Here is a 21,575-nt window from a genome sequence, read left to right as displayed (position 1 = left end):
TCGCTACGGTCAAACCCGAATGCTCTATCAGCTACCCAACGCGCGACAGTTTAAGAAGCTTTCTGAGATCATGAATCATGCCTTTAGACTGTCCGACTAACTGCGACGGCTCTGAGACACTTTTGTATTCCATAACGAGTTGCCCAAGAGGGTCGATGATTACAATGGAAGCTGGCGCGAACTTGGTACTCAACTGTTCTCCACCGGATAGAAACGACAGATCAGGTTTATCAAACGCTGCTGGTAGTGAGTCTCCTTCAGAAACAAAAACCACCGCTGTCACTCGTTCCTTATTTTTCCCTAACGCTAAATAGCTTTGATTCAAGTAATGTAGCTGTTGTTCACACAAGCTATCGCATTCTGTTGGCGCAATGTAACCCACCAGCCACCCCTCTCCTTCCACCGGAGCCGTCAATCCAAAATCCTGCAACGTCACTCTTGGCTCAACCAACTCACCCGTGTTTGTCACACCAGATGTGTACCAATTTTGATCTAACACGGTTTTAGCGATAATGGCAGGTAAGGCGAAGATCAAAATCAGTCCGACTAATACAAGGCGACCACGCGAGCGACGCTGTTTAAACGCAGCCAAGTTCGCATCGGTACTTTCCTTGTTCATTTGTACTTGATACTTATCCATTTTAATTCCCTGTATTAAGCGCTGCCGTTCGATATCTGTATTTATGTCATTCCGATCATTTACTTCTTATTAATATGACTATGCTTCTTTAAGTGTCGGTAGCCAATCAATAACATCAGCGAAAGCAGTACCGCAGCCATAACGAACCATTGAAACGAGTAACCAAAGTGCTTCTCAGACTTCATCGCCGTAAGGCGCCATAACATTTCATAAGGCCATGAATCTAAACTCTGAGGTTGAAAGATAAACGGCAACACCTCTTGGCCAGTGTATTGTGATAACGCATCTATGTTGATGTTTTGGATTCTTTTCGGTGTCGTATTCTCTAACCCAAGCTCGTGACTTAACGGATTCACTGAACGTGTGTACAAACGCCCAGACATGTTAGTTGGTAGCGTTATGTGTCCAATTTGTGGAAGCTCTCTTCTGTCATTACTTGCTGCAACGAACCCAAGATCGATCAACAGTTGTTTTCTTCCATCTTGTGTTTGAACCTCACCAAGCATGTAAATCACATACCCAACCGTTCCTTGGTTGATTTGATTGTCCAACAAGAACATCAAATCACTTGTTTTCACTAATTGAACGTCAGCTTTTAAACCATTTAAGGTTGAAGGATTCAATGACTGCTGAGTTCGAACACTTTCTTCTCGCCATTCTGAAATCACGATATCCAGAGGCCTAGAGGATTGCGTTGCTCTCTGCGATAGCTGTTGCTCGTAGCGTAATTTCTCGTTACCTCTGTCTAACTGCCATAAACCCAACTTGATTAAAATGCCGACTGAAACCAAAGTTAAAACAACCGCAACCCAAAAACCTTTACTGCGGAACGTTCGTTCATCATGATTCAAACCGTTTGGAGTTATCACTATGGCGTCATCCACCTTTATCTTGTTATTCAAAGTTGTATTGGTTGCTCTACTGTTTTTCATCGCCTTCAACTTAATGAAAGGCCTCATCCAAATCGCTTCTGGCAAACACAATGGCAAAAGGCTAAGTCACTTCCTAGGGCGTCGGGTCATGTGGTCTGCCGTTGTCGTGTTAATGTTGTTACTGGCTTTAGGAACAGGAGTGATCACACCTAACCCTCGCCCTTATTAACCCTATAAACCCGACAGCTAAAGCGGTCTATACCATTAGAGGACATAGACAAACACGAACAGCCCTAACCAAACCACATCAACAAAGTGCCAGTACCAACTGCCAGCTTGAAACGCAAAGTGGTCTTTCGGCGTAAAGTGGTCTTTCGCAACCCTTGCCAGTAACACAATCAAAAAGATCGTCCCCAAGCAAACATGCAAACCATGGAAACCTGTCAATAAGAAGAAGGTGTTGCCATAGATACCCGATTGAAGGGTCAGTCCCATCTCTTGGTAAGCGTGAACGTACTCTTCAACTTGGAAAAATAGGAAAAAGCCAGCCAGGACAATGGTGATCTCTAACCAAACGATTAATGCCATGCGCTTGTTTTGTTCAAGGCTTAGGTGTGCCATGTGCAGCGTTACGGATGAAAGCAGCAAGATAATGGTGTTCTTGAGTGGAATACCTTGCCAAGGCATCGCTTGTGTCGTCACGCCATCAGGTGTCGTGGTCAGCGGCCACATCGATTGGAACATCGGCCACAACACTTCATGAGTCATCTCATTATTGCCCGCCCCACCAATCCAAGGGACAGAAATCATTCGTGCATAGAAGAGTGCACCAAAGAAAGCGCCAAAGAACATGATCTCAGAGAAGATGAACCAACTCATACCCTGCCTAAATGAGCGAGATATTTGCTCGGAATAAACACCACTCAAGGATTCTGTAATCACGTTGCTAAACCAACCCGCAAGCATATACAGAAGAACAGCGAAGCCGACTAACAACACCGCTTTGCCGAACACGCCACCAGCAGCATCTGTCCCCATGTTTTGCACGGTTAAGCCTGCTCCGACCGCAACAAGAAACAGAGCAACGGCACCCACTAGCGGCCAATGGCTTTGATGTGGAACGAAATACACTTCCTTTTTAGAACTCATCGCTCAACTCCTTTTGTTGATTCTGGTTCTGTAATTTCTTAATTAATCGCGAGTACGTTAGGCCCAGGTTCGTTTACTTCCCCAACCACCTCACTCGTGATATTGAATAACGTATAAGAGAGCGTCAGCGTGTGTATCGACTCTGGAATATCTGGCTCAATGTAAAATATCAACCCCATCTCGGCGCTCTTGAACCCGTCCAGTGGCTGCTGATTAAAGCAAAAGCATTCCATCTTATTGAAGTAGGTCGCTCCCATTCCTGGAGAAACTGATGGCACAGCCTGTCCAATCAATGAACTCGCAGATAAGTTCTTCGCGATGTAATTGGTTTGCACAACCTCACCAGGATGAACCTCCAATACACGCACTTCAGGCGAAAACGTCCATGGCATATCAGGCTTAATATGAGACATGAATTCCACCCGAATTGTCCGAGAGTAATCAGGTTGCATCCCCTGAGGTTGAACCGCAGAAACCGTATTGGTTTTGCCGTTGATACCCAAAGCCTCGCACATCACATCGTAGAGCGGCACCAAAGCGAAACCGAAACCAAACATCGCCACCACACTCAATACCAAGTAGCCCGTTAGCTTTTTGGTTGACCGTTTTGGTTGGTTTTTATCTAGATCGCTGTGCTTATCACTCATAGCTCGTCCCTCTAATCGATTTTAGGTGGATGAGTAAAGGTGTGATGAGGTGCTGGGCTTGGTACCGTCCATTCTAGCCCTTCAGCACGTTCCCATGGCTTGCTCGATGCTGGCTCGCCGCCTTTCACGCACTTGATGACTAGCCACAAGAAGATAAGTTGCGATAAACCAAAGGCAAAGCCACCTATCGATACCACTTGGTTAACGTCAGCGAACTGAATGGCGTAGTCTGGAATACGACGTGGCATCCCCGCCAAGCCTAAGAAATGCATCGGGAAGAAAAGGACATTCACTGAGACGACTGAAGTCCAGAAATGCCACAGACTAAGCTTGTGATCATACATATGCCCAGTCCACTTAGGCAGCCAGTAATAGGCCGCAGCCATTATCGAGAACACCGCACCAGTCACCAGAACATAGTGGAAGTGAGCCACCACAAAATAGGTGTCATGATATTGGAAATCCGCAGGAACGATGGCGAGCATCAAACCTGACAAGCCTCCTATCGTGAACAGAACGATAAAGGCGATGGTGAATAGCATCGGGGTTTCGAAGGTCAATGCCCCTCGCCACATAGTCGCGACCCAGTTAAACACTTTCACCCCCGTCGGCACCGCAATCAACATGGTGCAATACATGAAGAACAATTCAGCAAATACAGGCATCCCCGTTGTGAACATGTGGTGTGCCCAAACTAGGAAAGACAAGATGGCGATACTACAGGTCGCGTACACCATCGAATGGTAGCCAAACAAACGCTTACCACTAAAAGCTGGGATGATTGCCGAGACGATACCAAAAGACGGTAAGATCATGATGTACACTTCGGGGTGTCCAAAGAACCAGAATATGTGTTGGAACATAACGGGGTCACCACCACCTGCTGCATCAAAGAAACTTGTCCCGAAGTATTTATCGGTCAATACCATGGTCACCGCTCCTGCGAGAACCGGCATCACGGCTATCAGCAAGAAAGCGGTGATTAGCCAAGTCCATACGAACATAGGCAGTTTGAACCAAGTCATACCTGGCGCTCGCATGTTCACGATGGTCACGATGACGTTGATCGCCCCCATGATCGAACTGATCCCCATAATATGAACAGAGAAAACAAACAGTGCCGTACTATCTGGGCCATAAGTCGTTGAGAGCGGCGCGTAGAATGTCCAACCAAAACTCGGGCCGCCTCCCTCAGTAAACAGAGAACCAATTAGGATCAAGAAAGCAAAAGGCAAAATCCAGAAACTGAGGTTGTTCATTCGTGGCAGTGCCATATCGGGAGCGCCGATCATCATCGGGATCATCCAGTTGGCGAGCCCCGTGAATGCAGGCATTACCGCACCAAACACCATGATCAATCCATGCACTGTGGTCATTTGGTTAAAGAAATCAGGCTCAACAAGCTGCAGACCCGGTTGGAACAACTCAGCACGGATCACCATTGCCATCGCACCACCGGTTAAGAACATCGCGAAACTGAACCACAGATATAATGTACCGATGTCTTTGTGATTGGTTGAATACAGCCAACGCGCCCACCCTTTTGGAGCAGCGTGAGAGTCGTGATCATCCAGAGGTAGGTCATTGCTATCCAATGTACCTTCCACAGAATGGCTCAAGGTCTGATCTTCTGCAGGCGCCGATTTCACCGGCTTATCAATTGGTGAACTCATAGCTGCTCCTTAGCATCACTTGGTGCTTCATCCGTTGAGCCCTGTTCGTCAGGTGCTTGGGCTCCGCCTTCTTGTTTAACTTTGTAAGCATTAATATCTGAAGCCTGAACAATATCGCCCGTGTCATTACCCCAAGCGTTTCTTTGGTAAGTCACGACCGCTGCGATCTCTTTCTCGGTTAACTGGTTATCGAAGGCTTGCATCGCCGTGCCTCCACGGCCATAAACAATGGTATCGATATGCACATCGACATCTCCAAGAGCAACCGGGCTACCTTTAATCGCTGGGAATGCACCAGGAATACCTTCACCATTAGCTTGGTGGCATACTGCGCATCGGGTTTTGTAAACCTCTGCACCGATGGTATTCAATTCATCTAAAGAAAGTGACGCATCTAGTGCATCTTGTGCCGCTTGTTGTGCGGCAATCGTTAACTCTTTCTGCTCCGCCAGCCATGCATCAAACTCATCTTCTGCCATGGCATGCACCACTATCGGCATAAAGCCATGCGCTCGGCCACACAGTTCAGCACATTGGCCGCGATACACACCGGGCTCATCGATCTTTGTCCAAGCTTCATTAATGAACCCTGGAATGGTGTCTTTCTTCACAGCAAAGGCCGGAACCCACCACGAGTGAATCACATCGTCAGAGGTCATCAAGAAGCGAACTTTTCTATCAATAGGAAGGACGAGTGGCTTATCAACCTCTAGCAGATAATGCGCGCCTTTCACTTCGATGCCTTCGATTTCTTTGTCACTAGTCGCCAGCAAACTGAAGAACTCAACATCTTCGCCAAAATAGCTGTAATGCCATTTCCATTGTGAGCCAGTAATTTTAACGGTGAGTTCAGATTGAGAAGTGTCTTCCATCGCTATCAAGGTTTTAGTAGCGGGTATCGCCATTGCGATGAGGATAATAATAGGAATGATGGTCCAGAGGATTTCAACTTTGGTGCTTTCGTGAAAATGAGCGGCTACCGCGCCCTTCGACTTTCTGTGCCTCAGAATCGAATAGAACATCACACCAAAAACGACGAAGGCGATTGCACAGCAGATGTAGAAGATCAGCATATGAAGTTCATAAACCTCACCGCTGATCTCAGTCACGCCTCTTGTCATGTTGTATTCACTACTTGCATGCACTAAAGGCGACACTAAAACCACAACAAAACTCTTCAAAAGCCACGCTAGCCTAACCAGTAATCTTTTCAAAAGATCTCTCCTTATCCTTCCCAATTGGATACTTGCGACCTAAATGTCGTTACGAGCCATATTTCGTTGCGAGCTAAGTTTCATTACAAGCTATGTGTCATCACGAGCGAGACAACATTCATTGTTATCCCGACAACACATGAAAAGGCTGAATCTCAATCTACAACTCGCATGGAGACAGATTTAAAGCACTATCGACCTCATATCTCCCCATGAGCCAATACGGCTCAAAAGCGTTGGAGGTTTCCATGAAAGATTCAAAAACGGCGAATTTATTAAATTTTGTTATATTTATGTAAAAGGCTAGTTAGTGATATCCAATTGTTCAAGGTAAGTTTACTTACTAAACAGTCAATTATTTGAAGTGACTAAGCTACATGCCCTCTTGCCGTTGGAATTTATTTTATATCGAGTTTTACGATTGCTTTCATAGAAATGATAATCAATATCACTTAAGTTAAATCAACAGTAAGTCATACAGACATTAAAAGGTTTAGTGATTATGCAAGATGCAATGAATTGGTTAGCGAGAGACCCAGACCCAAGAACTCGTGAAGAGCTTCAACACCTCATTGATGAAGGAATGCACGACGAATTAGAAGACCGCTTTACGCAACGATTGGAGTTCGGAACAGCAGGTCTACGAGGCAAAGTTGGATGTGGTCCAAATAGAATGAATCGCTTAGTGATACAAGAAACCGCGACTGGGCTTGGTCACTATTTGATAGAGCACGTTGCAAATGCCAAGATTCGTGGTGTTGTTGTGGGCTATGACGGCCGCTTAGATTCAAAGCAATTCGCTATTGATACGGCTTCTGTACTCACGGCTTTGGGCATTAAGGTTTACTTAACCTCGAATGTCGCTGCAACCCCTATCGTTGCTTTCGGTATTGAACATTTCAACGCAGCCGCAGCCGTTGTAGTCACTGCTAGCCATAACCCGCCAGAATACAATGGCTTCAAAGTGTACTGGGAGAATGGTGCTCAAATCATTCCACCGCATGATGCTGGCATTGCTTCTGAAATCGATATCGCGTCACTCAAGCCTATTCCTTTAATGAGCTTGAGTGACGCGGACGCACAAGGCAAATTAGTGTGGTTAACTGAGGGCTATTACCAAACATATCGCGCAGCCATCAACCAAAGTCCGTATGTGAGTAAAGACATTGAGTCCGCGAACACTACCATCACCTATACTGCAATGCATGGTGTGGGCGCGCAAATGGCCGAAGATCTTCTCCATGACTCCGGTTTCCACAAGGTATTCAGCGTTGCAGAACAAAGAGAGCCCGATGGTAACTTCCCAACCGTCAACTTCCCTAACCCGGAAGAAAAAGGGGCGATGGACCTTGTGGTCAACCTAGCAAAAAGTGTCGATGCAGACATAGCTTGTGCCAACGATCCAGATGCAGACCGATTCGCCGTTGCGGTCAGAACTGAAGATGACTCGTATAAAATGCTGACTGGCGATCAAGTAGGTGTGTTGTTCGCTCACTACTTGTTATCAAAGCCGCACACTAAAAATCAGTTGGTTGGTAATAGTATCGTCTCATCAACACTGCTTGAAAAAGTAGCGAATGCTCATGGAGCTACCTATTTCCAAACACTGACGGGCTTTAAATGGTTGGCCAACATCGGCATGCAATTAGAAGACGAAAACAATGAGTTCTTGTTCGCCTATGAAGAAGCGCTAGGCTATACGATTGGTACTCAGGTTCGAGATAAAGATGGACTGTCTGCTATCGTTGTTTTCGCTCAACTGGTTGAAGAGCTGAAATCTCAAGGTAGATCGGTTTGGGATCTTCTTGCTCAGATATCGTTGGAACATGGTGTTCACACCAACGCACAACGCAGTATAGCACTTGACCCAGATTCACCATCGATAGGTTCGAAGCTTAGAGCAGCACAACCCAAAACAATCAATGGTGTCGCTATATCAGTGATTGAAGATCTGCAATCGTCGTTACGCTTTGTTATTGGTGGTAATACTGAGGCGATTAACCTGCCCGCAAGTGACGTACTCATATATCATCTCGAAGACGGCTCACGCATTATCGTAAGACCTTCCGGCACTGAGCCAAAAGTTAAGGTTTACTATGAGACGGTGACAAAGTTCGAAGGTTCAGAAACCTACGATGAAACTCGTCTACGTGGCGAAGAGTATATGGACAAACTCATAGAACAACACCAGCAAGAACTGAATTCTTAACGACTGGTTTGTTCAACATATAACGGCTAAAAACAAAAAATGGACGCTCTAAGCGTCCATTTTTCTCTCGGCGGCTAACCGCGCGATAATACGTTCGATTTGGAACTTTACGAAGTAAAGAATGAAGACAACATCCAAACCGCCAACACAATGAATACACCGCCCATCACTTTTTGCTGATAAGTACGAAACTTAGCATTTTCTACCAGAGACTTACCAATCGTACCCACCAACGCCACCAACAAGAAATTGAACGTTAAGCCTAAGACATTCAGTAACAAGCCAAGCACTAACATCTGCTCGCCCGAAGTCGCTTCAATATTCGTCGACACGAACTGAGGTAAAAACATCACAAAGAACACTAAGGCTTTAGGGTTAAGCAGGTTGCTGATCAGCGCTCGTTGGTAATAGGCTTTTGCAGCAAAATTATCGTTTAACTCCGGCGCATTACCCTGCTCTGTTCCCAGGCAATCCCACCCCATCTTCAACAAGTACGCGCCGCCTAACAAATGGAGAGCTTTAAGCGCTACCGGGCTCATTGCTATCAGCGCGGATACACCCATAGCCGCTAATACTGTCAGAATGATTCCAGAAGTCGCATTACCTAGGCTTGCAAACACACCGACCTTACGGCCATAGCTCATACTTGAACTCGCGATCAGTAACATATCAGGGCCAGGTAAAAGGAGAAGTGCAACAACGGCAGTCAGGTAGACAGGTAAAATGGTTAAGTCGATCATGGGTTTCAGCATTGATAAAAACGGAGGCGGATTTTATATCAATTACCAACACCCTTCCAGATACAATCAATTGTTCGGCGTTTATTTATTCGAATTAAAAACCAACATCAAGTAAAAAAGCCAATTTATTAACCAAATAGAAAAGACTAATTAACTTGCTACCCACTCGATCTCAATCAATGTCGTATCACCACACTTTAGGCGACCAAGGAATATATCGCCTCTGTGCACAGCACCAACACCTTTTGGCGTACCCGTCATCACAACATCGCCATCGAGCAAGGTGGTATAAGAAGACAGCTCTTCTAGAATAGTTTGTGGAGAGTAAAGCATCTGTTCAACATGTCCTTTCTGAACACGAACACAGTTAATAAACAGCTCTAGATTTAAGTCCGTTAGATCTAAATTATCAGTTGGAACAAAGCGACTAAACACGGCTGAGCCATCAAACGCTTTGGCGCGCTCCCAAGGTAAGCCTTTCGCTTTTAAGCTACTTTGCAATTCACGCTTGGTAAGGTCTAACCCTAAGCCCACCGCTGAGTATTGGCCATCTTCAACGATAAAGCAGATTTCAGCTTCATAATGTAGCGCTTCTTGATGGAACGAAGAGAGAGAGGAAGTCACACTGGTGCTTGGTTTATTGAACACCACCATTGAGTCTGGGACCGCGTTGTTAAGTTCTTCAATGTGATCGACATAGTTACGCCCAACACACAGCACCTTGGTCGGTGTTGCGGTTCGTTTCGAATTCATCACTTGTTCCTGATCTACAACGCTGCTCATAGTTTGTCCCTGAACTATTTTTGGAACGCAGAGTTTACCGCATCACAAAATGAGAGTCTTCGACAAGATGGTTACTAAGATCTAAATTCTGATCTTTAGCTCAATTCGATGATTTGAAAGCGTTTATACCAAGGTCGCGACAGTGCAAAATAACAATTAGAGACAAAAGTCCAAAACAAAAAAGCCCTCTCTAACCCAAAGGTTTGAGAGGGCTTAGCATGGTGTCTAGGACAGTATCCTAAAAGGTAAACCTAAGGAGTAAACACTATGCTAAATCAGTCTGCGACTTATAGGTAGTAACGAGCACCAAGTAGCCATTGGTCGTCAGCTTTCTCTTTGTACTCACCAGAACCTTGTAGGTCGAATTGGTAACCAGCGAAGCCTACGAACTGAGATGTGAAGTTGTATTCAGCTTGTAGAGCAGTTGTGCTGTACACAGTTTCACTCTTCTTGTCGTCTTCTACCGCTTCGTAGTTAACGCTTAGGTTAAGGCTGTTAGAAAGCGCGTAAGACGCTAGTAATTCAATAGCAACTGACTCTTCAAGAATCTGCTTGTTACCAGTGTTCATGTAGTTGTTCATTGCGTAAACACCAGCAAGGTATAGACCTTCAGCGCCGTACGAACCGTAAGTTGCACTTACTACGTGAGAATCAGCAGTTTTTGAACCAACAACACCTGCGTAATCAACATCACCTGTGTTGTACGCATAGTTTGCAGAGAAACCAGCAATTGCATAGTTCAACGCGATTTGACCACGGTTACCGTATTCATTCAAATCAGCAGCCTTACGACCTTGCCATGCAACACCAACGTTTAGAGAACCTGCGTTGCCGAAATCGATAGCGTTGCCGTAGCTCACCATCTCTTCGCCACGACCAGTACCTAGGTTACCGTGATCTTCGTAGATGAAATCATTCGCGAATGCGATTGGCATATCAGCTACGCCAGCAACGTTGTAGTAAGGTGCCCATTGAGTACCTACTGCTGCGCGACCGTAATCATCGTGAGAAAGGCCAACGTAACCAAGACGAGTTGTGAATGACTCATCACCGCCGTCTAGCATGTTTAGCGCCCATTCACCTTTAGCATCAGCAGTGAAGCCGTTACCAAGATCGTGAGTTGCACCGAAGTTGATACGTGGAGAAACAGTCTCTACACCGATGTCGTCGCTGTTAAGGCGGTCATCGCTGTTTACATCACCAACTGCAACTGAAACGTGGCCGCCAACTGAGAATGTTGTGCCGTCTTCGTTGTAAAGTTCTACTGCAACTGCCTGTGTACCAAATACTGCACCAGAAATTGCTAGCGCTAAAAGTTTCTTATTCATTTGTCATGTCCATTATGTAACTGGGTGAGTTATTCACTAACAACCTCGTGCTTACGAAGAAGTTGTTACCTGCATTTAACAAGTAGGCAAACACTAATCGATGAATGACAAAAAAGTTGCATTAAAATATATAAAATAAAAACAACAATGCTATAAAAAACAAAAATCACTTTAAAAACAATAAAATAAAACACAATCACAAGAAAGTCTTTGTGTTTTATTTATATTGGTCAAAGCGATTTTTTGGTTTTTAAATCACTAAAAAAGCATTTAAAATCAAAGAAAAGAAAGAGTGAACCGTCGATAAATAGGAGAAATCTGACAATGAAACATTCTGTAACATTTAGAACCTACTAGAAAACGTTCAAACTAAAGCGTACTAGCGAAGCCCAAGCTGAACTCACTAATATATGGATAAACCACAGCTATCAAGCTAGAGCGTTAGACACAAAAAAGGGCAACCAGTCGAAGACCAATTACCCTAGTTATCTTTTTCTAATTGCGTAATAGCCCTAATGGGGCCACACGAATTAAGCTGTTATTTAAAACAAACCTCAGCCCAACGAGCTAGACCCGCGGTTACAGAACCAAAGTAATTGCCACTCACAATTGGAACATTTGGCACAGCTTGTTGTACGGCTTCTCGCAGTATTGGCGAACGAGCTGAACCACCTGTCATGTAGATGACATCTGGCTTTTTCTGACCTTGCTGTATCGCTTCTTTCACCAACTCAATCATCTTAGACTTTGGCGTTTCGATTGCATCGATCATCTGTTCAACTGAGATATCCACCTCAACCAACTCAGAAGCTACGTTAATTGCTGTTCGATACTGAGCACATTCTGCTAGCGCAATCTTGGTTTCTTCCGCGCGACGAACAATGCCATAGCCTAGAGTATCGTGATAAACCTTCATCAAGCGATCTAACTTTTGAGGTTCTGACGCTTCTTTACGAAGTAACTTCAACGCTGCAAGGTTTTCACGAGAATAGAAGTTCTTCTGAGCTTCTACATTGTTAATTGCGATAGGGTTCCAGAATTGAGTCAACGGCATATCAATACCAGAGATCCCTTTACTGCCCATACCGAACGGAGACATCAATTGTTTGAACGCTAGATAGATATCGAGGTCATTACCCCCTACCCTTTGCCCGCTGTGTGCCAATAAGCTCTGAGTGCGATCTGCTTGACCAGACCAACTAGGCCCCATTTCTAGCAATGAGCAGTCGGTCGTACCACCACCAATATCGACCACCAATACAGTTTGGTTTTCAGTCAAGGTGCTTTCGTAATCTAGGCCCGCGGCTACTGGCTCAAATTGAAAGGCGATATCAAGGAAGCCAGCACGCTTAGCGGCGCGAGTGAGGATATCTTCTGCTTGTCTGTTTGCCTCTTCACCACCTCGACCATGAAAGTTAATTGGTCGGCCGATAACCGCTTGTTTGATCTGTTCTTGAGTCGTGCGCTCGGCTTGGTGTTTAATATTGGCCATCATCGCACACACCAAATCTTCGAAAAAGCTGACCTGAACATCGTGCAGACCACTAGCACCAAGGAAAGACTTAGGAGACTTAACGTAATAAACGTCACGAGGGTCTTCTAAATATAGGTCTAACGCAGCCTGACCAAATGCCATATCTTCCGGCACTAGGTCGATACTCTCTTCTCGGTTCAATGCAATCGCACGTCGTAACACTTGCTCACCGACCGCATCACTTGGCTTGATGTTTAAATGGCGAAATAGATGCTCAGACACACTCTCACGAGTAGGAGCAAAGACAGTTGAGGGAATATAGTGGTTGTCACCTTCTAGTGGTAACAGGCTTGGTTCTCCATTAACCATCGCCGCGACAGAACAGTTCGCTGTTCCATAATCAAATCCAATAAACATAATATCCCCCACGCAACAAAAGGGGCGAGATGCTACATGAAAAGCCTTGAAATTACGAGGTCATTTTTTGGTTTGATGACTCTTAAAAAGGAAACAAATATGCTACATTTCAGCGCAAATAAATCACGGGTCAGATAGATGAAAACACCTTGCCGAGCGGCTTGTAAAAATAATGGCGGTATGTGTAGCGGCTGCTTTCGCACAATGGATGAAATTATAGGTTGGAAAAGCTTATCTGAGAGCGAAAGGGATTCTGTTATGGATAACGTCAGTGGCGCGAGTTCAACTCACCAATGTCCCCAATGTAATGAACCCGCTCAATGCGATATCAGCGCTGGTAAAGAAACGTGTTGGTGTTTTGAATTAGAGAAGCGCGATACAAGCGACATTCCAAAAGCTGGCGTTTGCATGTGTCGTAAGTGCCTGTCTGAGCTGCCGATTCAGTAATTCGCACGCCTATTCTTGTACAGCTGTTGTTTTGCCGTTAAAGAAGCGAGATATGATTTGTCTCGCTTCAAAATACTTATTGCTTAGTGAGTGTTTACTTCGTCTTTAAACCTATTTACTTAGCCTTTAAAACCAATGCAGGCTGAGAAAAGTCTACCCCACTCCAACCATGAGTCATGAAGTTACGAATATTTTGATGGTCGGTATTCTCAGGAAAACCTAATACGTCATTACGGTAATACTGGCCAAAACAAGCCAATGTCTGCTCTACTGAAAGACCTTGCTCTAAACCAAAAGCAAAAATCTTACACGAACCATTATTCTGACCAGCAGTATTCACAACATCACCGTTGCGAAATTCACACTCTGAAAAGTCATAGTGTGCTTCTATCACTTGCATTGTATCTTCAAACTGCACGCTTTCCGGGGTTTCAGCTAACGTGCTTAATAAGGTTTCCAGTTCCATTTACTATTTCTCCATTAAGTAAGTAACGTTCAGCAGTGTATCTTTTTTTTCGACAAGAGTAAGCCGTTGTTTGGTTGGCTAAGCGATTCACTTTTTGGCGATGCTAGTATAATTACGTCAATGAAACTAATGACATAGTTTTATCAGGACGTTATATTATTTTATCAGATGGTTAACATTGTTCAGTAACGAATATGCATAAAGATAAAAACTTAGAACTGTTCAGATACCTAAAACCAGGTACAAAAACAGCAGGTGTATTGGAATTCGGCCCAGACGACTCAATCCAGATCAGTACACTCTATATCGGACACAAACAAGATCAGTACCTGATCCTTGAGCTTTCACAAAAAGCGACCGAAGCACTGACACTCAGAAAGCTCATCAACGTCGATATTATTGTTCGCGCTATTACTGATACTGAGCTTGGTCACATCGTCGCATTTAAGACCAATGTATTGGCTCATATCACCTCCCCTGCGCATCTTATCTTCCTGCGTCCACCTTCTAACTTTGCCACTAAACCGATCCGTGAACACGAAAGATACAAAGTACGCCTCAACTGTGAAGTGACCTTTGATACCTTGTCACTGGATGCGACTCTGGTTGATTTTTCAGTATCAGGTTGCGGGATCTATCTTACGCAGCAATCAGACATCGACGTAGGCTGGAAAATAAAGGTCAATTCACTCTTAAACGAGCACTTAGATGATGACCTAGTTTACAAAGTGGTGAGTAAGAAAAGACAGGGGCAGGGTTGGCTATTAGGCATCCAATTTCCCGATCACTTAGATATGAGTGATGAGCTAAAAACGCTGCTTCTAGAGCAAGCTTTTGTGGCTGGCTCTATTTAGGCTCTATATTTCTGCTTCGAGCCACAACCTCAGTAAAGCACGACTTCAGTAAGCCGTTGCTTCAGTAAACCAGTGTATCAGCATGCAACTGTTTAGCTAAGCCTCATTCCAATATGAGTCTTTGAAGTGTACAAAGGCCTGATGTAATGACTCTTCTTTAATGGGTTTTACAATCACGTAATTCGCCCCGGCAGCCATGAAGCTGTCTCGCGTCGACTCTTGAGCATCGGCAGTGCACGCGTAAATAGGTGCGACGACACCAATTTCCTCTCTCAGTTGTTGTGTGGTTTCAACACCCCCGAGGTTAGGAAGTTGGTTATCCATCAAAATAAGATCATAAGCCGTGGTTTTCGCCATCTCGATCGCCTCTAAGCCATCTTTTGCCCAAGTGACCACCATCCCGTACTTTTTGCAGAAAGCCTGCGCAATAAAGGCATTGGTGTGGTTATCTTCCACCAGCAGAACCTTCAAAGAGCGACTAAACAATACTTCAGGTTCGATATCAGATTGCGGCTTCGCATCGATTAATGGTTTAGAGTGTATTTCCACAGGAATTTCGATAATGAACTCAGAACCTTGACCGATATGACTGCGAACTTGAATGTCCCCTTCCAACATATCAACAAGATTTTTTACAATCGTTAATCCCAAGCCAGTACCGCCATACTCACGAGTAGTGGTCTCTTCTGCCTGAACAAACGGTTCAAACACTGCGTCTATCTTGCTTTCATCGATACCAATACCCGTATCTTTCACTCGCACAATCAAACTGGCTTGGTCGGAATTAAAGATGCTTTCGAGCTCAAAACTGACCGAAATACCCCCTTGGTGAGTAAACTTGAGCGCGTTACTCAATAGGTTAAACATAATCTGATTTAGACGGACTTGGTCGGTGTTAATTTCAATGTCGTCAACTAGGTGATTCACGATAGTAAATGAGACTGACTTATCTTCACACAACGGGCGATAGATGCTGTCTAAGGTGTTGACCAACTCACCCAAACGGAAGTCTTTCTTTTGGATATTGAACTGCCCCTGCTCGATCTTTGAGAAGTCCAAGATATCGTTAAGTACCGCCAGTAGGTGTTCCGCACTATTACAAAGTACGTCGACTTGCTCGCGATTATCTTCACTGTGTATCGAGCGTTTGAGCAATTGAGACACGCCCAAAATACCGTTCAGTGGTGTTCGAATCTCGTGGCTCATCTTCGCTAAGAAATCAGCACGCACATTAGCAAGGTGCTCAGCTTCTTCTCTTGCTCGATCGGCTTGTCTCTCGGCCTCTATCAGCTTAGTGATGTCTTGCCCTTGTACCACCACTCCCGTGATGCCGTGTTCAACACGAATGGCCGACATATTCCAACGAAATACCTTTTCACCAATCGGTACATTAATACCGGTTAGTTTCGCCCCTTGAACCACCATTTGAATGTTCGGTAACATACGGTGCTCAAACTCTTGAGCCATAGCCCCATAGTTGTCATCGTCATCGAACAGCGCCATACGAGCAGCAGGGTTCATCTGAATTAAATCGCCTTTTTCAGACCAAACCAAAATCGGCGAGTGAGCAAAGTTGAATAGATCTTGAAACTTTTGATTCTGCTCAGACAAGCGTTCAAACGTGTCTTCAAGCGTACAACCGATATGGTGAAATTCGAAGATATTAGATCCATCGAACTTATTGTACTCTTCGCTATCACTGGCAGAGCGAGTGAAGTCCATCAATTTATCGAGCTCCGCCGCCACCCTTCTTTGAATCCAAGCGCGCGCAAAGAAAGACATGAATACGATCACCACAATCACAACAATGATTGCACGCTCGTAGTTCTCTTCTAGCGCGATGAAGTTTGTGTTCTTCTGCACCGCACGGATGATGAGAGGGGTTTCAACTGCATTGATCTTGATGGTTGCAATAGTGACGAAATGTCGAGGCAATTGCTCGTATATTTGGTAATTGAGAATATCGGCTATGGTGTAGCTTTCATCGCCACTGAATGTCGATGTGACAGGTGTGCCATGCGCTTCAATCACGATGTTTTCGCAATTGCTGCCCTGCTGGATAGACTCTGCAAGAGAGAAGTTATTATCTAACACTATCGCGATATAGAGCTGACCAAGCACCTCTCCGGTATTGTTATCAACAATTGGGGTTCGGCGAGCCAATAAATGGCGTTTGCCTATATCTGTCATTAGTTTAATGAAATGCCAGTTGCTGCTAAACGACACCTCATCTGAAATATGTTTTAAGCTGGACGTGTCCAAACCATAAAACTGACCGTTGCCATCTTCCCATGCCAAACCATCATGAGTAGAAACAAAACGTAAATCCGGCGCATGGTCCGGTTCACGTTGGTCAACACCAAAGAAAAAGTAGCTCAGAGCCTCTTCATTACCTGTTTCAAAATACTCTTTTAGCGTTTCGCTGTGTGAGCTACTGTCTTGATGGATTTGCAGCACCGACAAGCGGTAATCAAACATGTTTTGAATCAGACTAGATGTCTGCTGAACGGTTCGATTGGTTTCTTGCTTTACGATGCTGCTGCTGGTTTCATAATTGTGAATAAGCACGCCAAGTGCCATCACGCCTATCACCAAAATAATGATACGCGTAATGAGTTTGGCTAAGGTGTTCCTTGGTGTACTGGCGTAGCTTTTCTTCATTATTGACCTGAGTACCTAAATGCTCGCTGTTTAAGTTCTGAAATACGTTCTGCAGAATCCTCTTTGGTCACGACTTCAAATTCACCAGAGTAAACGGTAGGAACTTCCAACCCGGCCAGATCCCACTTGATAGCCTCTGCCATCGCAATACCGGTGTCGTCGTTCATACGCATAACGGTCACATCTAAGTCACCTCTCGCAAGAGCTTCAAGCTCAGCGGAACCACCGCCCCAGCCATTAACTAAGATATCTCGACCTGATTCGCGAATAGCTTCTGCCGCCCCTAGAGCGACATCGGTTGCACATGCATAGATAAAGTCTAGATCCTTATCGTTCGCTATGCTGATTTTAGCCGCTTGGTAGCCGGTCTCTTTGTCTGACTTTGTGTAAAACGAAGACTTGAGGGCAAAGTTGGTGTCGGTGTTCACTTCATGGATAAAGGTATCCCCACGAGCATCACTGATATAACCTTCAGAGCGGTACAACACAGAGTATTTACTGTCTGGTTGACTCACTTCTTTAAAATAATCTGCCAGTTTTAAACTGCCTGTCGCGTGGTCAAAACCCACGTACATAAATGGCTGTCTATCAGCCCAAGCACGTACTGGTGTGGTGATATTTTGCAAGATCAACTTTGTATCGGTGGAACTCAATACGTGCTCAATAAACTTACGGTGTCGTGTGGTATCTAACGTGAAAATCAAGTAATCCGTTTTGTTCTCGATCGCCTCTTGCAAAGAAATACTCTGCTGAGTGAGATCGGCATTAACACGGGTAAATACCTGATTTATTTGATAGTTAATTCTCAGCTTATCAAGGCGCTTTTCAAACGCTTGGATATTACGGACCCAATAGTCAGAAATCTGTTGACCTGGATACACAACCGAGATCGTGATCGGTCGATCTTGAGGTCGCCTCAATGGCACAGGATGGTTTTGCACAGCTTCGACCATTTTATCGGTCAATATTTTTTGTTCTGGAAACTTGGAAAGATAATCTTGGTATTCCCAGTACCCATTGAGGACATGAGTACCATGGGAGAGAGCGGACGCAGAAAATACGGCAAGTCCAAACAACATCAGTAAACGTTTCATATTTTTCTCGTTTTATATGAGCTACTTTGGCTCATTTTTTAACCTAGCATGACACCATATCTTTGTATGGCTGAACGATATTATGTAGGACAACGATTAGAAATGATAGCGTCTAGCGCTAATTAGAACGACATTCTAAATGGGCGAAATGTTAATTTGGAATAGAGATTAGGGTTAGCGTGTTAAATAGTGAAATTAGCCCGATCAAGCAAAAGTGAATTATCATTTAAATTCAATTAGTTAATAACAAACAATATGAAACCAAATATTATTAAGATTTAGTCAATAACGAATATTTTAGCTATGAATTATGAGACTTCGATATATTGAATTTGGTCTTCTTGCCACTCAATGATTAGTTTGAGTGATACCAGCTTTTCTTTACGAGATTTGGGTAATTGTTTGATCGCGTATTCGGTTTTCAATGCCTCACTTTTTGACCTAACATCGAAACTCCAAACCAACTTAAGCGGGCCTTTCCCTTTTAAGGCTTTGGCGCCTTTACCTGCCTGATGCTGTTCAAAACGGCGATCTAAATTATTCGTCACTCCACAATAGAGAGCATTGTGACGATTGCGGATCAAGTACACGACCCAATCCGCATTTTTATCAGACTCAGACATCTAAAGCAGCGATTCAACCAGAGCCTTAAGCTCTGCCACTTCTGCTCGTAGGCTTGCGACTTCTGATTCTAATTCTTCAAACTTTTCATTCGATGCAGAAGGTGCTGTCGCGCTTACCGATGCCGTCGCAAACGCTTCAACATCCACTTCACCGCTCAACAGATGTTGGTAACGTGATTCACGCTTGCCCGCTTCACGAGGTAGCTTCACAACCAATGCGCCCGCTTCCCTTGCTGCTAGCTTCTCAAGTGTCGCTTCCACCTCTTTTACATCGCTGAAGGTCGCTAGGCGGCCAGTTCGAGTACGGAGTTCACCTGGAGTTTGCGCGCCACGCAGCAACATACAACAGATGATTGCGCGTTCTTGCTCAGTAAATTGCAGATCACCAAATTCAGTGTTGCAGAAACGATGTTGATATTTGTTTACGCGGCTATTGAAACTGCTTTCATCGCTTACCATGCGACGCGAAATCAAACCATCAACCGCATCTAAAACGTCTGATTCAGACAGTGAAAGAACAGGTTCACGGTTGCTCTTTTGATTGCAAGCCGTTGTTAAGCTATTCAGTGTTAGTGGGTAGTGATCGGGAGTAGTGACTTCTTTCTCGATCAAGCAACCAATAATTCTCGCTTCAATTGGGGAAAGTACTGTGTTCATCGTTTTTCCTTTTTATTATTTTGATAATTCCATCTCAACACCTAACAATGCAGCCTCTTAGGACTAGTGCTCAGACAAAATCGGTACTCGTTTCTTTCTGCCTTGTTCATCAATCATTATGATCTTAGAACGGTTTAGCTCTATTTCCACGACTTCCAAATAAGTACGCTCTTGTACATACGCATCACGAAGCTTGTTTTGTTCTGCTGAAGATTCAGTGACGTTATCGTCCAATTCTTCGGTTTCTAATTGTTGTTGATTCATTTCACATTTCGTATCAATGCAGTATCTACATGGGATACTAACTTGATCGGTGAGATAAAAACAATCACACATCTGCGAGAGTGACGAATAATTAAACAACCTTACTTTTGCTTTGATCTAAAGACTGTTACATCATCAATTGATGTGCTTTAATCAGAACCAGACAACGTATTTGACGAATAGGAAAAGGAATCTATGAGCAGCGTATTTGAAATTGTTAACCAAGCACGACGTAAGAACAAACTTAAGCGTGAACTTTTAGACAACGAAAAGAAAGTTCGTGACAACCGCAAGCGTGTCGACCTTCTTGATAACCTACTTGATTACATCAAGCCAGAGATGACTCACGATGAGATCCTAGGCATTATCAAAAACATGAAAGCAGACTACGAAGACCGCGTTGATGATCACATCATCAAGAGTGCAGAAATTTCTAAAGCTCGTCGCGACATCAGCCGCCGCATTCGTGAACTAACAGAAGAAGACAAGCAAATCCAAGGTAAGAAATAATCTCACCTCGTTGATTAACTTGTAATAATGTTAGTAACCCACTCTTTGTAGTGGGTTTTTTTGTACATAAATTCCAGTGTCTATACTTAAGCTTACGCATTTACTGATTCAAATATCACTAGCAAAGCCAACGTAAGTAATGGAGCCACCTTATGTACTCAAGCATCCTGATTACCTTAGCGCTATCAACGACTCAACCTTATCCTAAAGAATTTGAAAGACTGTATACCGAAGAAACTGAGATCACCTACGAAGACCTCGTGGTAGATGTTCATGGCTACAAGGTTCCGACTCGCTCGGCATTTCGTGGTTGGATGTTGCTTAACCACGCAGAAGACCAAGTAACAGAGATCGGGCAACAGCTCAAAGATGCGGGAATCACACAAAGCATGCCTTTGCATCTGGTGTTGTTACAAGGAACAGACTGGGCAATGAGTAACACCACCTTGTTTACCCTCCCCAACAAAAAACATGTGCCCAACATGATCAACACCTTGAAGTACATTCAGCAATATATCGAGCCTGAAATCGGTGTAGTTATTCCTGTTTCTGGTGAACGCTCAAAACTCTACAATCAGCAAGCTGGCGGTGCCCTGCAAAGTAAACACTTGGAGTTCTGCGCCTTAGATCTTGTCCCAGCCAACGGTATTTCTCGAGAAGATTTACACGTTAAGCTCAAAAAAATTCACGGCGAATACGGGCAGAAAAATAACGTAGGATTAGGCCTGTACGCCGGCGTTCGATTCCACATCGACACCTGCGGCTTCAGAAACTGGTAACTTCAAAAGACATATAGAAGTCAAAAAGACACAACTATCAACCATGTCTTTTTGACTCCTTCCGACAGCTGGGT

Annotated in this window: 22 protein-coding genes; 6 read left to right on the top strand and 16 right to left on the bottom strand. The window is 44.3% G+C overall.

The window, feature by feature from the left end; all coding sequences use genetic code 11:
• Positions 1–31 precede the first annotated feature (31 nt).
• Positions 32–640, bottom strand: coding sequence for a hypothetical protein (locus FLM53_RS18255; protein WP_176679948.1), 609 nt, complete (start codon positions 638–640; stop codon positions 32–34).
• Between the two features lie 59 nt (positions 641–699).
• The gene (locus tag FLM53_RS18250) at positions 700–1,599 is read right to left on the bottom strand and encodes an SURF1 family protein (protein WP_176679949.1); all 900 of its coding nucleotides are present in this window, start codon (positions 1,597–1,599) and stop codon (positions 700–702) included.
• On the opposite strand from FLM53_RS18250, the gene FLM53_RS18245 reads away from it, so the two are divergent.
• A complete protein-coding gene (locus tag FLM53_RS18245; RefSeq protein ID WP_017630007.1) occupies positions 1,511–1,741 on the top strand; it encodes a DUF2909 family protein in 231 nt (76 codons plus the stop codon). The two genes, FLM53_RS18250 and FLM53_RS18245, sit on opposite strands and share 89 nt — an antisense overlap.
• Before the next feature lie 35 nt (positions 1,742–1,776).
• Here FLM53_RS18245 and FLM53_RS18240 read toward each other — a convergent pair whose 3' ends face one another.
• From FLM53_RS18240 to coxB, 4 genes are read right to left on the bottom strand one after another with little or no spacing between them, the layout of a single operon-like run.
• Positions 1,777–2,661 carry a cytochrome c oxidase subunit 3 gene (locus FLM53_RS18240; protein WP_176679950.1) on the bottom strand — a complete coding sequence of 295 codons (885 nt, stop codon included), beginning with the start codon at positions 2,659–2,661 and terminating at the stop codon, positions 1,777–1,779.
• A gap of 38 nt (positions 2,662–2,699) precedes the next feature.
• On the bottom strand, positions 2,700–3,308 hold the full coding sequence (locus FLM53_RS18235) for a cytochrome c oxidase assembly protein (RefSeq protein WP_176679951.1): 609 nt from the start codon (positions 3,306–3,308) through the stop codon (positions 2,700–2,702).
• Positions 3,309–3,319: 11 nt separating this feature from the next.
• Positions 3,320–4,981, bottom strand: coding sequence for a cytochrome c oxidase subunit I (gene ctaD / locus FLM53_RS18230; RefSeq protein WP_176679952.1), 1,662 nt, complete (start codon positions 4,979–4,981; stop codon positions 3,320–3,322).
• Positions 4,978–6,195, bottom strand: a complete 1,218-nt coding sequence (gene coxB / locus FLM53_RS18225; RefSeq protein WP_176679953.1) for a cytochrome c oxidase subunit II — start codon at positions 6,193–6,195, stop codon at positions 4,978–4,980. The genes ctaD and coxB overlap by 4 nt, the downstream gene beginning before the upstream one ends.
• 502 nt (positions 6,196–6,697) lie before the next feature.
• Here coxB and FLM53_RS18220 point away from each other — a divergent pair.
• The gene (locus FLM53_RS18220; RefSeq protein ID WP_176679954.1) at positions 6,698–8,404 is read left to right on the top strand and encodes a phospho-sugar mutase; all 1,707 of its coding nucleotides are present in this window, start codon (positions 6,698–6,700) and stop codon (positions 8,402–8,404) included.
• 107 nt (positions 8,405–8,511) lie between these two features.
• Here the strand turns inward: FLM53_RS18220 and FLM53_RS18215 are convergent, their stop codons facing one another.
• The 4 genes from FLM53_RS18215 to yegD all read right to left on the bottom strand — a co-directional run bounded on the left by FLM53_RS18215 (position 8,512) and on the right by yegD (position 13,146).
• Positions 8,512–9,144: a LysE family translocator gene (locus tag FLM53_RS18215; protein WP_176680086.1), complete on the bottom strand. Its 633-nt coding sequence runs from the start codon at positions 9,142–9,144 to the stop codon at positions 8,512–8,514.
• Positions 9,145–9,294: 150 nt separating this feature from the next.
• Entirely contained in the window at positions 9,295–9,927 is a 633-nt protein-coding gene (locus FLM53_RS18210) for a fumarylacetoacetate hydrolase family protein (protein ID WP_176679955.1), read from the bottom strand.
• Positions 9,928–10,214: 287 nt separating this feature from the next.
• Entirely contained in the window at positions 10,215–11,255 is a 1,041-nt protein-coding gene (locus tag FLM53_RS18205) for a porin (protein ID WP_176679956.1), read from the bottom strand.
• A gap of 538 nt (positions 11,256–11,793) precedes the next feature.
• The gene (gene yegD / locus FLM53_RS18200; protein WP_176679957.1) at positions 11,794–13,146 is read right to left on the bottom strand and encodes a molecular chaperone; all 1,353 of its coding nucleotides are present in this window, start codon (positions 13,144–13,146) and stop codon (positions 11,794–11,796) included.
• 138 nt (positions 13,147–13,284) lie between these two features.
• On the opposite strand from yegD, the gene FLM53_RS18195 reads away from it, so the two are divergent.
• Positions 13,285–13,593 carry a DUF1289 domain-containing protein gene (locus tag FLM53_RS18195; protein ID WP_176679958.1) on the top strand — a complete coding sequence of 103 codons (309 nt, stop codon included), beginning with the start codon at positions 13,285–13,287 and terminating at the stop codon, positions 13,591–13,593.
• Positions 13,594–13,708: 115 nt separating this feature from the next.
• Here FLM53_RS18195 and FLM53_RS18190 read toward each other — a convergent pair whose 3' ends face one another.
• Positions 13,709–14,059 carry a HopJ type III effector protein gene (locus tag FLM53_RS18190; protein WP_176679959.1) on the bottom strand — a complete coding sequence of 117 codons (351 nt, stop codon included), beginning with the start codon at positions 14,057–14,059 and terminating at the stop codon, positions 13,709–13,711.
• Between the two features lie 194 nt (positions 14,060–14,253).
• Between FLM53_RS18190 and FLM53_RS18185 the strand changes: the two genes are divergently transcribed.
• Entirely contained in the window at positions 14,254–14,913 is a 660-nt protein-coding gene (locus FLM53_RS18185) for a PilZ domain-containing protein (protein WP_176679960.1), read from the top strand.
• 96 nt (positions 14,914–15,009) lie between these two features.
• Here FLM53_RS18185 and luxQ read toward each other — a convergent pair whose 3' ends face one another.
• From luxQ to FLM53_RS18160, 5 genes are all read right to left on the bottom strand, one after another.
• Positions 15,010–17,574 (bottom strand): quorum-sensing autoinducer 2 sensor kinase/phosphatase LuxQ, encoded by a 2,565-nt coding sequence (gene luxQ, locus FLM53_RS18180; protein WP_176679961.1) that lies wholly within the window; start codon positions 17,572–17,574, stop codon positions 15,010–15,012.
• Complete coding sequence (locus tag FLM53_RS18175) at positions 17,574–18,668, bottom strand: autoinducer 2-binding periplasmic protein LuxP (RefSeq protein ID WP_176679962.1); 1,095 nt, start codon at positions 18,666–18,668, stop codon at positions 17,574–17,576. The genes luxQ and FLM53_RS18175 overlap by 1 nt, the downstream gene beginning before the upstream one ends.
• A 308-nt stretch (positions 18,669–18,976) precedes the next feature.
• Positions 18,977–19,291, bottom strand: a complete 315-nt coding sequence (locus FLM53_RS18170) for a GIY-YIG nuclease family protein (RefSeq protein WP_176679963.1) — start codon at positions 19,289–19,291, stop codon at positions 18,977–18,979.
• Complete coding sequence (locus tag FLM53_RS18165; RefSeq protein ID WP_176679964.1) at positions 19,292–19,948, bottom strand: YceH family protein; 657 nt, start codon at positions 19,946–19,948, stop codon at positions 19,292–19,294.
• Between the two features lie 63 nt (positions 19,949–20,011).
• Complete coding sequence (locus tag FLM53_RS18160) at positions 20,012–20,212, bottom strand: hypothetical protein (protein ID WP_017630496.1); 201 nt, start codon at positions 20,210–20,212, stop codon at positions 20,012–20,014.
• 195 nt (positions 20,213–20,407) lie between these two features.
• On the opposite strand from FLM53_RS18160, the gene FLM53_RS18155 reads away from it, so the two are divergent.
• Together FLM53_RS18155 and FLM53_RS18150 are read left to right on the top strand one after the other, a co-directional pair.
• Positions 20,408–20,722 carry a DUF496 family protein gene (locus tag FLM53_RS18155; RefSeq protein ID WP_004742367.1) on the top strand — a complete coding sequence of 105 codons (315 nt, stop codon included), beginning with the start codon at positions 20,408–20,410 and terminating at the stop codon, positions 20,720–20,722.
• A gap of 152 nt (positions 20,723–20,874) precedes the next feature.
• A complete protein-coding gene (locus tag FLM53_RS18150) occupies positions 20,875–21,501 on the top strand; it encodes a D-Ala-D-Ala carboxypeptidase family metallohydrolase (RefSeq protein WP_176679965.1) in 627 nt (208 codons plus the stop codon).
• Positions 21,502–21,575: the final 74 nt, after the last annotated feature.

Source organism: Vibrio sp. Scap24, assembly GCF_013394185.1.
GTDB classification, from domain to species: Bacteria; Pseudomonadota; Gammaproteobacteria; order Enterobacterales; family Vibrionaceae; genus Vibrio; species Vibrio pomeroyi.
The sequence above is the reverse complement of the archived record's forward strand: the minus strand, read 5'-3'. Positions and strand labels throughout refer to the sequence as shown.

What these genes read in the sequence shown, in the direction of transcription:
- FLM53_RS18205 (WP_176679956.1), bottom strand. Translation starts at nt 11,255, where the DNA reads ATGAATAAGAAACTTTTAGCGCTAGCAATTTCTGGTGCAGTATTTGGT.
- FLM53_RS18240 (WP_176679950.1), bottom strand. Translation starts at nt 2,661, where the DNA reads ATGAGTTCTAAAAAGGAAGTGTATTTCGTTCCACATCAAAGCCATTGG.
- FLM53_RS18150 (WP_176679965.1), top strand. Translation starts at nt 20,875, where the DNA reads ATGTACTCAAGCATCCTGATTACCTTAGCGCTATCAACGACTCAACCT.
- FLM53_RS18160 (WP_017630496.1), bottom strand. Translation starts at nt 20,212, where the DNA reads ATGAATCAACAACAATTAGAAACCGAAGAATTGGACGATAACGTCACT.
- FLM53_RS18155 (WP_004742367.1), top strand. Translation starts at nt 20,408, where the DNA reads ATGAGCAGCGTATTTGAAATTGTTAACCAAGCACGACGTAAGAACAAA.
- FLM53_RS18210 (WP_176679955.1), bottom strand. Translation starts at nt 9,927, where the DNA reads ATGAGCAGCGTTGTAGATCAGGAACAAGTGATGAATTCGAAACGAACC.
- FLM53_RS18215 (WP_176680086.1), bottom strand. Translation starts at nt 9,144, where the DNA reads ATGATCGACTTAACCATTTTACCTGTCTACCTGACTGCCGTTGTTGCA.
- FLM53_RS18255 (WP_176679948.1), bottom strand. Translation starts at nt 640, where the DNA reads ATGGATAAGTATCAAGTACAAATGAACAAGGAAAGTACCGATGCGAAC.
- ctaD (WP_176679952.1), bottom strand. Translation starts at nt 4,981, where the DNA reads ATGAGTTCACCAATTGATAAGCCGGTGAAATCGGCGCCTGCAGAAGAT.
- luxQ (WP_176679961.1), bottom strand. Translation starts at nt 17,574, where the DNA reads ATGAAGAAAAGCTACGCCAGTACACCAAGGAACACCTTAGCCAAACTC.
- FLM53_RS18165 (WP_176679964.1), bottom strand. Translation starts at nt 19,948, where the DNA reads ATGAACACAGTACTTTCCCCAATTGAAGCGAGAATTATTGGTTGCTTG.
- FLM53_RS18220 (WP_176679954.1), top strand. Translation starts at nt 6,698, where the DNA reads ATGCAAGATGCAATGAATTGGTTAGCGAGAGACCCAGACCCAAGAACT.
- FLM53_RS18175 (WP_176679962.1), bottom strand. Translation starts at nt 18,668, where the DNA reads ATGAAACGTTTACTGATGTTGTTTGGACTTGCCGTATTTTCTGCGTCC.
- yegD (WP_176679957.1), bottom strand. Translation starts at nt 13,146, where the DNA reads ATGTTTATTGGATTTGATTATGGAACAGCGAACTGTTCTGTCGCGGCG.
- FLM53_RS18250 (WP_176679949.1), bottom strand. Translation starts at nt 1,599, where the DNA reads ATGAGGCCTTTCATTAAGTTGAAGGCGATGAAAAACAGTAGAGCAACC.
- FLM53_RS18195 (WP_176679958.1), top strand. Translation starts at nt 13,285, where the DNA reads ATGAAAACACCTTGCCGAGCGGCTTGTAAAAATAATGGCGGTATGTGT.
- FLM53_RS18245 (WP_017630007.1), top strand. Translation starts at nt 1,511, where the DNA reads ATGGCGTCATCCACCTTTATCTTGTTATTCAAAGTTGTATTGGTTGCT.
- FLM53_RS18190 (WP_176679959.1), bottom strand. Translation starts at nt 14,059, where the DNA reads ATGGAACTGGAAACCTTATTAAGCACGTTAGCTGAAACCCCGGAAAGC.
- FLM53_RS18170 (WP_176679963.1), bottom strand. Translation starts at nt 19,291, where the DNA reads ATGTCTGAGTCTGATAAAAATGCGGATTGGGTCGTGTACTTGATCCGC.
- FLM53_RS18235 (WP_176679951.1), bottom strand. Translation starts at nt 3,308, where the DNA reads ATGAGTGATAAGCACAGCGATCTAGATAAAAACCAACCAAAACGGTCA.
- FLM53_RS18185 (WP_176679960.1), top strand. Translation starts at nt 14,254, where the DNA reads ATGCATAAAGATAAAAACTTAGAACTGTTCAGATACCTAAAACCAGGT.